Below are 12,509 nucleotides of genomic sequence, written 5' to 3' on the forward strand. Positions count from 1 at the left end.
CCCATGGCATAGCTTTTGTAAATCTTTGTTCCGTAATTTTAATGCTAGACATGAAACAGCCTAAAATCCTATTCGTACTACAAATTCTAATCCTGACAGTGACTATGGGGGCTGCGCAAAGTTCAAAAGATTCGTACGATATACTTTGGAAAAAGGTCGGGCAACTCGAAAACGACAACTTGACCCAATCCGCCTTAAAACAAGTCCGGGCCATTTCCGAAAAGGCCAAAAAGGAAAAGAATGCTGATCAGAATGTCAAGACCTTACTGTATACCTCAAAATATGCACTGACCTTAGAAGAGAATGCACAACTCAACATAGTTAACGAATTCAGATCTGAAATCGAGAAAGCGGAATTCCCTACTAAAAATGTGTTGGAAAGCTATTTAGCAAACCTCTATTGGCAGTATTTCCAACAAAACCGCTATTCCTTTTATGATCGTACCCAAACAGCCTCCAAAGTAGATTCCGTCGATTTTCGTACTTGGGATCTGACTACGCTGTTCCACGAAATTAGCAGCCATTTTGAGGCATCCTTGAAGAACAAGGAAGCCCTTCAAAATACAGGCCTCGAAGATTTTAAGGAAATCCTGAACAACCAAACCGGTTCCGAAATCTACCGCCCTAGCCTATTCGATGTGCTGGCACATGCGGCGCTGGAATTTTATAAAACGGACGAAAACAATATCACCCGTCCTGCAGACCAGTTCGAGATTGCCGATCCTGAAATGTATTGTGAAGCCTATCAATACACGCAAAAGAAAATTGATACCCAAGACCGGACTTCCTTGCAATCGAAAGCGCTGCTGGTCTATCAAGAACTGTTGAAATTCCATTTCCCCGATCCGAAATTGGATGCCCTTGTCGAGGTGGATATCGAGCGGCTGAGCTACATCCACGAAAACGCCGTGTTCCCGAATAAAGATGCTGTTTACCTTGAAGTGCTTCAAAATTCTGCAGAGAACTTAAAGCAGCACGAAGCATCCGCTTTATATACCTATGAAGTCGCCCAGCTCTATGTAGAAAAGGGTAACGGGTATTCCCCAAAAACAAATGAGGATAACCGCTGGGCGCTAAAAGCGGCCTTGGAACTCTGTGAATCGGTCATCTCCCAATTTCCCGATAGCCGTGGGGTGGAAAAATGCAAGTCCCTGAAATCCCAAATTCTGGCAACCCACCTTCAATTGACCACCGAAAATCACATTCCCATCACTACAGATGCTCGGCTACTGGTCAAGTATAAAAACATACAAGCCCTTAAGCTAAGCGCCCTCAAAATATCGCAAAAGGAGCTGAAAAAGCTGAACGAACTTTATCGACAGCCCGAACAATTTGAATTTTTGCGAAAACTTTCCGTAACGAAAACTTGGGAAGCCACTTTAAAAAATGAAAATGACTATCAGCAACACAGTATCGAGGTGCTACTTCCCGCATTGGAAAACGGGCAATATGTAATTTTGGCGACTCCGACTGCGAAGGATGGGAAAAAAGCCGGGAACAAAACCTTTGCTTTTAGTCCCATTCAGGTAACCAATATGGCCCTGGTGGCCACCCAGACATCGGATGCTTACCAATTTCAGGTCGTAGACCGTCAAAATGGCCACCCTATTTCCGGTGTAGAATTACAACTTACCTACCGGAAAAATGGCAACACACAGGATTCTAGCGCTACCTTGCTAGCCGATAAAAACGGGATTGTCAGCATCCCTTTATCCAACGTATATTGGCGTGATGTCAATATCCTTGTAACCCATAAAAAGGAACAGGCGCATTTCGGACCCTATTATGTCAATGCCAGAGAAGATTCAAATCCACCGTATACCGACTACTCCTGTTTTCTATTTACCGATCGTAGTATCTACAGACCGGGGCAACCCTTATATTTTAAGGGAATAGCCCTGCATAACAACCACGGAAAATCGAGCATCCTCGAAAATACCGAAGTCCAAATTGAACTTAAAGATGTCAATGGACAGACCGTCGGCACACAGCAATTTAAGACCAATGACTATGGTTCGTTTTCGGGGGAATTTATTCTGCCCGACACCGGATTAACAGGCAATTTTTCATTGCAGGCAAGTTCAAAAAAAGTGGCGCTTAACGGATACACCCAATTTTCCGTCGAGGAATACAAACGACCTAAGTTTGAGACTTCGTTCAGCCCGATAACCGAAACTTTTCGGGTGAACGATAGCATCACCGTCAAAGGAACCGCAACTGCCTATGCCGGAAGTACTATTACCGATGCCAAGGTCGGCTATAGGGTCAAGCGCGTGGTCTACTTTCCGATATGGTACTATTGGTATCATCCTTATTTCAAAATAATGCCCCAAGAAATTGCGCATGGCGAGACGGTAACGGATGCTTCCGGCAACTATGAAATCGAATTTAAGGCATTGCCGGATACCGGTTTATCCAAAGAAAACCTACCCACTTTTCAGTATGAAGTAACTGCGGATGTTACCGATATCAATGGGGAAACCCATACCGCGACTACCCTTGTTTCCGTAGGCTATCATGCACTTACCGCAAACATCGATGTATCGGACCGGTTGGACAAAACTAAAAAAGCGGATACCCTTACGATTGTAACAAACAACCTCAACGACCAGCCTGTAAATGCTCGAGGCACGGTTAAAATGTATAAACTGCAAGCACCCGATCATGTGTTGCGACCTAGACCTTGGGCGGCTCCCGATTACCAAAATTGGGAGAAACCGGAATTTAAAAAATGCTTTCCGCATGATGCCTTTACCAATGAAGACGACCCGACCAATTGGGAATGGGGGAAATTGGTCTGGGAGAAAGACTTCGATACCGGAAAATCCACCACAGTACCTCTAAAAATTTCGAAAAAATGGGATTCCGGAACGTATGTCATCGAGCTGAAAACTACCGATACCTTCGGGCAAGAAGTAAAAGCCTTGGCGCAAACGACCTTGTACAGCGATGTGGATAAAAAGCTGCCTGACAACCAACTATTCGAGATTACGTCCGATAAAAAAAACTATGCCATCGGGGATACGGTCGAAGTGAAAATTGGATCGGCATCCGAAAATATGACAGTTTCGGTTTTTGTTGAAAAAGATAAAAAAATCGTAGATACCCATATTGTTCGCTTAAGCGATAATACAACCACCTTTTCCGTTCCGGTTACCTCGGATGATCCGGGCGGCTTTTCCGTCAACTACAGCTTTTCGGCCTATAATTCTTTTGAATTTGGTTCCCTGCCTATTGCAGTGCCCTACCCAAAAACGGACCTTGAGATCGAGACCCTGACCTTCCGCGATAAGTTGGCGCCTGGGAAGGACGAAACCTGGGCTTTTACTATCAAAGGACCTAAGGGCGATCAGGTATCCGCAGAACTTTTGGCCAGTATGTACGATGTCTCTTTAGATACCTTTCGCGACCATACTTGGCGTTTCGATCCGATGATGCGGTCTACTTATTATTCCAACCTATATACCGACGCAAGTCAAAGTTTTGGAGTAGCCTCGTTCAGCGCATATATTGATAATGACACTTACAGCTTTACTCCGCAATATTATGATTCGTTAGATTGGTTCGGGTTTAATTTTGGGTATCGAACTAGAAATGGGATGTTGAGAACGGCTTCACCGATATCGAAGGTAGCCATGGAAATGGAAGCTGATGAAGGGGTGCTCAATGAGGTTGCCACCACTGGTTATGGTAGCGCGGAAGGAAAAAAGGATAGCTCGGAGGAAATCAAGGGTAAACCGAAAGAGGAAGTAAAGGAAACCGAATTCAGCGATGTGAAAATTCGTAAAAACCTACAGGAAACCGCCTTTTTCTTTCCACAATTAAAAACGGATGCCCAAGGAAACGTCTCTTTCAATTTCACCACGCCGGAAGCTTTAACCAAGTGGAAACTGCAACTCTTGGCCCATACCAAAGCCTTGAAAAGTGCAGTGACGACTTTGGAGACCGTCACCCAAAAAGAAGTGATGGTCATTCCGAATGCGCCGAGATTTCTTCGGGAAGGCGATGAAATCACCATCAGCACCAAAATCGCCAATCTAACGGACAAGCCACTTTCAGGAGAAGCGAAACTGGTGCTGACCGATGCGGTAACGAATACCGATATATCAAAAAATCTACTTATTGCATTCTCCGAGGGGGAGATGCCAGAGGCAGAAGGCGCCGGAGGTGCCGCAGGCGGAGGGGGCCAGGGGGAACCCAGCAGAAATTTCAAGGTCGATTCAATGGGCAACACCCAAGTCGCCTGGCGTTTAAAAATTCCCGAGAGTATTCAAGCGGTTCAGTACAAGATCATCGCAAAAGCCGGGGATTTCAGCGATGGGGAACAAAACCTGCTTCCGGTATTGACCAATCGGATGTTGGTAACTGAAACCCTCCCGATGTGGGTCCGCAGCAATCAGACAAAAACGTTTACTTTGGATAAACTAAAGGAAAATACTTCAACTAGCCTAAAGAACCACAAACTGACCTTGGAAATCACTTCCAACCCGGCTTGGTACGCCGTACAGGCCCTCCCCTATTTGATGGAATTTCCGTATGACTGTAACGAGCAGACCTTTGCGCGCTATTATGCGAACAGTCTAGCAAGCCATATCGCCAACGGAAATCCGCGAATTCGGGAAGTCTTTAAACAATGGGCAAATTCCGATGTCCTGCTCAGTAACCTCGAGAAAAACGAGGAATTCAAGTCGTTGTTGATTCAGGAAACCCCATGGCTGCGGGATGCCCAATCGGAAACCGAGCAGAAAAAGCGTATCGCCTTGTTGTTCAATTTGAACAAAATGAAAAACGAGCAGGCCAACGCGCTAAACAAGCTGCAGCATAACCAAAATCCATCAGGTGCCTGGGCCTGGTTCAATGGCGGACCGGATAATCGGTATATCACCCAGCACATCGTTGCTGGCTTGGGCCATCTCGAAAAACTCACTTCGGCAGCAGCAGGGGTATCGACAAGCAAAACCGGCAATCACACTTCGGCCGCTGGTTCAGAGGCGGAGCAGGGGCGGAATTTCGAATTGGCAGAAATGCTGGAAAACGCCATCGCCTATTTGGATGCCGAATTTATCGGCGAATATGATTCCATGAAAAACCATACTTCCAATAGCAACGACGACCATCTGAGCCGAACCCAGATTCAATATCTCTACATGCGTAGTTTCTTCCCCAATATCAAAACCTCCAAAAAAGTGGATGAAATTACAATGTATTATAAGAAACAAGCACAAAAATATTGGACAAAAAAAGGATTGTATGCTAAAGGAATGCTGGCGTTGGCCTTGCACCGCATGAACGATTCCGTCACACCGAACAAAATACTACAGGCGCTAAAAGAGAACAGTATCACCTCAGATGAATTGGGCATGTATTGGAAAGGGAATACCGCATCTTGGTATTGGTACGAAGCACCCATCGAAACCCAGGCGGTGATAATCGAGGCTTTCGAGGAAATCCAAAACGACACCGAAACCATCGACAATCTAAAGGTCTGGTTGCTAAAAAACAAACAGACCAACCAATGGAGTACTACCAAAGCCACCACCGAAGCGGTGTATGCACTGCTGCTTCAAGGTAGCAATTGGCTGTCCGTAACCGATGCCGTTGATGTGCTTGTCGGGGGGAATAAAATTGCACCTTCCCAGCTTGAAAATGTCAAGGTCGAAGCGGGTACCGGTTATTACAAAATAGCATGGGAAGCTAACGAAATCAAGCCCAAAATGGCCGAAGTACAGATCAGCAAAAAAGGAGAAGGCATTGCTTGGGGTGCCCTGTACTGGCAATATTTTGAGGATATGGACAAAATAACCTCCGCAGAGACCCCTTTGACACTGCAGAAAAAACTTTTCCTGAAAAAGAATACCGATACCGGAGAGGAAATTTCCGAAATCACTAAAAAAAGTGATTTAAAAGTGGGCGACTTGGTCCGCGTACGCATTGAGCTCCGCGCAGACCGGGATATGGAATTCCTACATATGAAAGATATGCGCGCGGCAGGTTTCGAACCTATTAATGTACGCTCGCAATTTAAATGGCAAGATGGCCTAGGTTATTACGAAAGCACCAAAGATGCCAGTACCCATTTCTTTTTCGATTATCTACCGAAAGGCGTTTATGTGTTCGAATATGACTTACGTGTAAACAATGCCGGGGAATTCAGCAATGGTATTACAACCATACAAAGTATGTATGCGCCGGAGTTTAGCAGTCATAGCGAAGGAATTCGAGTTAAAGTGGACGGGGAAGCTTCTCAAAAATAAAAATGATGTCAATCAGACTTGTATGGCAGATTTTAAGAAGGTCAATTGGGCATTTTATGAAACTAACTATTACACTTCTAATTTATTACTTCTGGTGATTGCAAAATAAATGACATAAATCCAACCAAGAAAACCGTGAAGAATAGCCCATAGAATCGATTTATTTCGAGACCACGAAGCCACCACTGCAATAGCGCTTCCTAAACCTATACCCTGTTGCCCGGCAAATTCACCGAGTCCCGAGCCGCTTTCATACATCTGTCCATCATGGCCGAATACAAATTGACCCATGGCAAAAAACAAGGCGAGAAATAGGATTCTACGATATTTTAAAAGTTTCATAACAAAATCTGGTATCAAGTTGAAGTATTCTATTGAACTTATTTAGAGGAATTGCTTGGAACGGGGAATATTGGCCTTTGAGGTCAAATGATGTCATTTTTTAACGGCATAGCAGGGCTACGGTTTTCGAAAATGGGGAAATAGGGCCTCAAAATGTGATATTCGTAGGTAATAGAAAAAGTCTAAAAGAGTTCATTTTCTAAAATTAGTCAAATTCTTTTATATAATTTGATAATTTCGGTGAAGAGGATGCCGGTGTTGACTTACTATAAAACCAAATTGTAAACCAACACCCCGACCATAAATCCCAAGCCGAGCCCAATGGCAACAATCAGCACTAATATTTTAATGGAAGTTTGGGACTCTATATTTATCAAGGCAATAGGGGATTCGTTCCTTAAGATTTGGTAGGCGTTCATTTTTTCAGATTGTGAACTATCCCTTTGTGAGATTGTATAGCGATGGCCAGCAATTTCGAAATGGTGCTGGGTCGTATCGCCGGAAGTCTTCTCGGATATTTGGGTTCCGTTAAGAAGCACTTTTTCTTTTCCGAACAGCGTTTTGACCACCTCGATTTTATGGTTTTCAATATAATAGGTTGCAAGTTTCGCCATTAGTAATCGAAAGTAGGCAATATCGAATCCGTTGCAAACGAAAGTTTTCGCTCAAAGAAGTATTCTTACAGCAGATGATTTTTTTACTTATAAAGTCATATACGATATCGTACACAAAAATCCATTATTCCCCTCCCTTGGGTTAATTCTAAAACCAGGGAACCGAACCCACCGCATAATTAATACGAGAGGAATACTATTGCTTAGGGGCTGTAAATGGCTGTATCGTATCAGAAAAAAGGGCCTTCATTCCGGAGGATATTTCTCAAAAACTTTAGCCGCCAAGTTTCGTAAATTTTCATCACGCTCTTCAGGAGAGACGTTTTCCTTAAAGGGACTTTGGCTTTCGGACTGCCAGAACAGTTTATCCTTTTCGTTATCGACAAAATCAAAACGAATCTGCCGTTCCATTTTCGGGCTACCTACAGGAATGCCCACGGAAACCCCGCCTCCGACACTGCGCCCCAATCCTCCGAGGCCGACTCCAACAGAATTATTTCTGGGCTTTTGGAATGAATTGCTTTCAATATTGATGAAAAAATCGGGTTCTTCGGTCAATTGTATTCCTTTGGCCTGCATTTCGGCATCCACGGCATCGAGTAGGCGTTTGGTATCCAATTCGCTCAATCCGGTCTGCATTTCGGGATAATAGTTATACGTGGTGTAATCGGAAAAATCGACTTCCTTATCGTAGTCGTAGTTGACCTTAATGGCGTTGCAGGAGGATACAAGGGTGACGACCAGCAAGAATACTATTTTCCTCATAATTTCTTTTTAAACAAAATTAGGGAAACTATCCGTCATTGCGAGGAGCTGGCACACAAGTCTTTTTCTATCGAAGGTTGTGAGGGTAGAAGCAAATTGTTACGTTAGAGCGGATCAGCAGATTACGTCGTCGCATTTGGGATTCTGCAAAATGAAATTAGTACCCGATACTGGCAAATACAGGTCAATCGTTCAACATTGCCCAAAGACGGTCCTTTAAATCGGTAATGCCCAGCTGCGCTACGGATGAAATGAACATAAAGGGCACATCCTTTAAATCTTTATTAAGTTCCGTTCGCATTTCCGCCATGAGCTCCGCGTCGAGCATATCGCTTTTAGAGATGGCCACCAGACGTTGCTTATCTATCAATTCGGGATTGTATCTGCGGAGTTCATCCAGTAAAATCCTATATTCCTTTCCGATATCCTTGCTATCCGCAGGAATCAGGAACAACAGGGTGGCATTGCGTTCGATATGGCGTAAGAAATAGTGCCCCAGACCTTTTCCTTCGGCCGCACCCTCGATAATACCCGGGATATCGGCCATAACAAAACTTTGAAAATCGCGGTATTCCACTATTCCCAAGTTGGGCTTTAAGGTTGTAAACTCATAATCCGCAATTTTTGGTTTGGCGGACGTGATTACGGATAACAAGGTTGATTTGCCCGCATTGGGGAAGCCTACCAGTCCCACATCCGCAAGTACCTTGAGCTCCAAGATCGCATCGGTTTCCCGACCTTGAATTCCGGGTTGCGCATATCTTGGGGTCTGGTTCGTGCTCGTTTTAAAGTGCCAGTTGCCACGCCCGCCCATACCGCCTTCGACCAGCATCTTTTCCTCTCCATTTTCCGTAATCTCAAAAAGCGTTTCTTCGGTTTCCGCATCCTTGACCACCGTACCTAACGGGACTTCCAAATAGATATCCTCGCCATCCGCTCCCGAACTGCGTTGTTTGCTTCCGTGCGCGCCATGACCGGCCTTAAAATGTTTTTTGAACCTGAAGTTGATAAGCGTCCAAAGATTTTCATTCCCCCGAAGAATGATATGGCCACCGCGCCCACCATCGCCGCCATCAGGTCCTCCCTTGGTAATATATTTTTCCCGATGCAAATGCACGGAGCCCTTGCCCCCATTGCCCGATTCGGCATGGATCTTTACGTAGTCTACAAAATTGCCTTCGGTCATTTCTGAAGTTTATGGGTTTATGCCAATGTGATGGTAAAAAAAAGAATAACGATACTTATGAAATTTTTATAAACTTATAAACTATAAACTCATAAACTCCCTTTTACAATTCCTCGATAACCTTCCCCAATCGCCGCGTAACCGCATCGATATCGCCGATACCGTTAACGCTGTGAAACTTGCCTTGGGTCTCGTAATACTCCTTGAGCTGGGCGGTCTTTTCGTTGTATTCATCAAAACGGTTGCGGATTTTGCTCTCGTCTTGATCATCCGTTCGGCCGCTTAGTTTTCCACGCTCCAATAAACGTTGTATCAAGACCTCATCATTGGCATCCAAGGCGATGGTGGCATCGATTTTCATCTCTTTGGATTCCAATAAGCTGTCCAAAGCATCGGCCTGTGCGGTGGTACGGGGGAAGCCATCGAAGATAAATCCGCTGGCGTCGGGATTGGTGTTTACCGCATCCTCCAACATTTTTATAGTCACTTCGTCCGGTACAAGGTTGCCGTGGTCCATATACGATTTGGCCAGTTTACCGAGCTCTGTATCATTTGTGATATTATAACGGAAAAGATCGCCTGTAGAAATATGTTTTAGGTTGTATTTTTCCTTTAAAAATTCCGCTTGCGTACCTTTTCCGGCACCCGGTTTCCCGAACAGAACGAGATTGATCATATGTTTATGGTTTAGTTGGTATACTTCCCTCAGGTTACGGCCCAGTTCTTTGTAATCCAATCCGTAGCCTACAATAAACTTGTTGGGTATATCTATGCCCCAATAATCGATGGCATATTCGCCGTTATAGATTTCCGATTTATAGAAAAGACTGGCAATCTTGAACTCCTTTACATTGGTATTGGAAAATAGGTGTACCAGTTCTTTTAAGGTACGGCCGGTGTCAATGATATCTTCCAAGATAATCACGCTTCTACCCTCGATATTTTCCGAAACGTCGAGTAAAGTTTCGACAATACCCGTTGATGTAAGGCCCTGGTACGAACTCAATTTTACGAACGATACCTCGCACGGATGCGGGTAGGCCTTTAAAAAATCGGAAACGAACATAAAAGAACCATTGAGCACCCCAACGAAAATAGGGGTTTCGTTTTTATAGTCCGCAGCGACCTTCTCGGCAACGGTCTTTACTGCCGCCAAAATCTGTGCCTCGCTTAAAAAAGGTTTAAAATGTTTATCGTGGAGCTGTATCACGTATCGAATTTAGCAAAAAGCCAAATATAGCATTTTGATTCCGCTTTTTGGAAAGTGGGAGGTAGGTTTTGGGAATTCGACGTATTTTTGTAGCACAACGGAACCTATGTCAATCGATAATTCAAAACACTATTTTTCTTCGGATTTTAAATTGGGGATTTTAGGAGGTGGCCAATTAGGGAAAATGCTCCTCTACGAAACCCGAAAATTCGATATCCATACGGTGGTGATGGATGCTTCCGAGGATGCCCCGTGCAAAATCGCCTGCAATGAATTCGTCCTGGGAAATCTGATGGATTTCGACGCCGTGTACAACCTGGGAAAACAGGTAGATGTGCTCACTATCGAGATCGAGAACGTAAATGTGGATGCCTTGGAAAAGTTGGAAGAAGAAGGCATAAAAGTCTTTCCACCGACCAAAGCCCTGCGCATCATACAGAACAAGGCCCAACAAAAATTGTTTTATGTGGATAAGGGGATACCGACCGCCGAGTTCCACCGGTTTGCCTACAAAAGTGAGATTGAGGACAGTATCGCCAACGGCGGGATGGATTTTCCCTTCATCTGGAAAGCAGCCCGATTCGGCTACGACGGGCAAGGTGTAAAAGTAGTACGAAAACTGGAAGACCTCAACGGGTTGCCCGATGGGGAGTGTATTGCCGAAGAGTTGATTGATTTCAAGAACGAGCTGGCCGTGATCGTTGCCCGAAGTGTGAGCGGTGAGGTAAAGACCTACCCTGTGGTAGAAATGGAATTCCACCCCGAGGCCAATCAAGTGGAGTATGTTATCTGTCCCGCTAGAATCGACACCAAAGTAGCCCAAAAAGCACAGGAAATCGCCTTATTGGTTGCCGATAAAATTAAACATGTCGGACTCTTGGCGGTAGAGCTTTTTCAGACTCAAGACGACAAGATATTAGTCAACGAGGTCGCACCCCGGCCCCATAATAGCGGACATTACAGTATCGAGGCCAGCTACACCAACCAGTTCGAACAGCATATCCGCGCCATTCTGGATTTACCTATGGGAAATACCCGAAGCAAGGTCGCCGGCATCATGGTCAACCTTGTCGGTGCGGAAGGATATACTGGGGATGTGGTTTATGAAAATATGACCGATATTTTGAAGCTCGAGGGCGTAACACCACATATATACGGGAAAAAACATACCCGTCCGTTCCGGAAAATGGGGCATGTAACTATTGTTAATGCCGATGTTGACGAAGCGCGGAAAATTGCGCAGCAGGTCAAGGAAACAATTAAAGTGATTTCTAAATAGTACTATGTGCATTTTTTGCAGTATTCACTTTTGGGCAACTGTTGCAAAAAAGTAACTGTCCGGAAATTCCGGAGGACTCAATCGGAAGTTGTTAAGCAATCCACAGTTCTTTAAACTAAAAAATGTGAAATTTCACATCGCGATTTACGTCTCTAAACAAAATAACCAACTTGGCGGGGATTTCGCCAAGTTCAGGAATACAGTAGCAGAACCACAAAATCTAGATTCAAAAAATCTTGGAATTTTAAAATCAACATTTCATGAACAAAGTAGCCGTTGTAATGGGTAGCACCAGTGATATGCCCGTAATGCAGGATGCCATAGATATTTTAAAAGAATTTGGTATCGAAGTCGATGTCGATATCGTCTCCGCCCACCGAACGCCAGAAAAATTGTTCGAATTCGGCAAGAATGCCCACAAAAAAGGATACTCGGCAATCATCGCAGGGGCCGGTGGCGCAGCGCATCTACCGGGTATGGTAGCTTCGTTAACGCCTTTGCCCGTAATTGGCGTACCTGTAAAAAGTAGTAACTCCATAGACGGTTGGGATTCCGTGCTGTCCATTCTCCAAATGCCGGGCGGTGTTCCCGTGGCTACCGTGGCCTTGAACGGTGGCAAAAATGCAGGAATTCTCGCTGCTCAAATCATTGGCACTTCAGATGCATCCGTTCTCGATAAAATTGTTGCCTATAAAGAAAGTTTGAAGGCAAAAGTCATCGAAGGAGCGAAGTCAGTGAACGGTAAGCAGTAGTCCCGAGACTTGGGGAGCAATGAAAAAGTTATGAGTTCAGAGTTATGAAACCCTAACTCTAGTTTTTAACTCCTAACTGAAAACCAAATAAATCCATAAACCTATAA

Annotated in this window: 8 protein-coding genes; 3 read left to right on the top strand and 5 right to left on the bottom strand. The window is 44.6% G+C overall.

What is annotated here, in order from left to right; translation table 11 throughout:
* Positions 1 to 50 precede the first annotated feature (50 nt).
* Positions 51 to 6,254 carry an alpha-2-macroglobulin family protein gene (locus BLT07_RS06510; RefSeq protein WP_175455272.1) on the top strand — a complete coding sequence of 2,068 codons (6,204 nt, stop codon included), beginning with the start codon at positions 51 to 53 and terminating at the stop codon, positions 6,252 to 6,254.
* A gap of 69 nt (positions 6,255 to 6,323) precedes the next feature.
* Here the strand turns inward: BLT07_RS06510 and BLT07_RS06515 are convergent, their stop codons facing one another.
* From BLT07_RS06515 to BLT07_RS06535, 5 genes are all read right to left on the bottom strand, one after another.
* Positions 6,324 to 6,596 (bottom strand): hypothetical protein, encoded by a 273-nt coding sequence (locus BLT07_RS06515; protein ID WP_394331306.1) that lies wholly within the window; start codon positions 6,594 to 6,596, stop codon positions 6,324 to 6,326.
* Between the two features lie 266 nt (positions 6,597 to 6,862).
* The gene (locus BLT07_RS06520) at positions 6,863 to 7,210 is read right to left on the bottom strand and encodes a hypothetical protein (RefSeq protein ID WP_091866977.1); all 348 of its coding nucleotides are present in this window, start codon (positions 7,208 to 7,210) and stop codon (positions 6,863 to 6,865) included.
* A 246-nt stretch (positions 7,211 to 7,456) separates the two neighbouring features.
* A complete protein-coding gene (locus BLT07_RS06525) occupies positions 7,457 to 7,975 on the bottom strand; it encodes a DUF4136 domain-containing protein (protein WP_091866979.1) in 519 nt (172 codons plus the stop codon).
* A gap of 184 nt (positions 7,976 to 8,159) precedes the next feature.
* The gene (gene obgE, locus BLT07_RS06530) at positions 8,160 to 9,161 is read right to left on the bottom strand and encodes a GTPase ObgE (protein ID WP_091866981.1); all 1,002 of its coding nucleotides are present in this window, start codon (positions 9,159 to 9,161) and stop codon (positions 8,160 to 8,162) included.
* Positions 9,162 to 9,264: 103 nt separating this feature from the next.
* Positions 9,265 to 10,371 carry an adenylate kinase gene (locus tag BLT07_RS06535; protein WP_091866983.1) on the bottom strand — a complete coding sequence of 369 codons (1,107 nt, stop codon included), beginning with the start codon at positions 10,369 to 10,371 and terminating at the stop codon, positions 9,265 to 9,267.
* 106 nt (positions 10,372 to 10,477) lie between these two features.
* Between BLT07_RS06535 and BLT07_RS06540 the strand changes: the two genes are divergently transcribed.
* Together BLT07_RS06540 and purE are read left to right on the top strand one after the other, a co-directional pair.
* Positions 10,478 to 11,650 (top strand): 5-(carboxyamino)imidazole ribonucleotide synthase, encoded by a 1,173-nt coding sequence (locus tag BLT07_RS06540; protein ID WP_091867356.1) that lies wholly within the window; start codon positions 10,478 to 10,480, stop codon positions 11,648 to 11,650.
* Positions 11,651 to 11,910: 260 nt separating this feature from the next.
* Positions 11,911 to 12,402, top strand: coding sequence for a 5-(carboxyamino)imidazole ribonucleotide mutase (gene purE / locus BLT07_RS06545; protein ID WP_091866984.1), 492 nt, complete (start codon positions 11,911 to 11,913; stop codon positions 12,400 to 12,402).
* The last annotated feature ends 107 nt before the right edge of the window (positions 12,403 to 12,509 follow it).

It is taken from the genome of Pricia antarctica, assembly GCF_900101815.1.
Classification (GTDB): domain Bacteria; phylum Bacteroidota; class Bacteroidia; order Flavobacteriales; family Flavobacteriaceae; genus Pricia; species Pricia antarctica.

Excerpts from the sequence above, each read along its gene's own strand:
- BLT07_RS06515 (WP_394331306.1), bottom strand. The coding sequence starts at position 6,596 with ATGAAACTTTTAAAATATCGTAGAATCCTATTTCTCGCCTTGTTTTTT.
- BLT07_RS06525 (WP_091866979.1), bottom strand. The coding sequence starts at position 7,975 with ATGAGGAAAATAGTATTCTTGCTGGTCGTCACCCTTGTATCCTCCTGC.
- purE (WP_091866984.1), top strand. The coding sequence starts at position 11,911 with ATGAACAAAGTAGCCGTTGTAATGGGTAGCACCAGTGATATGCCCGTA.
- obgE (WP_091866981.1), bottom strand. The coding sequence starts at position 9,161 with ATGACCGAAGGCAATTTTGTAGACTACGTAAAGATCCATGCCGAATCG.
- BLT07_RS06520 (WP_091866977.1), bottom strand. The coding sequence starts at position 7,210 with ATGGCGAAACTTGCAACCTATTATATTGAAAACCATAAAATCGAGGTG.
- BLT07_RS06510 (WP_175455272.1), top strand. The coding sequence starts at position 51 with ATGAAACAGCCTAAAATCCTATTCGTACTACAAATTCTAATCCTGACA.
- BLT07_RS06540 (WP_091867356.1), top strand. The coding sequence starts at position 10,478 with ATGTCAATCGATAATTCAAAACACTATTTTTCTTCGGATTTTAAATTG.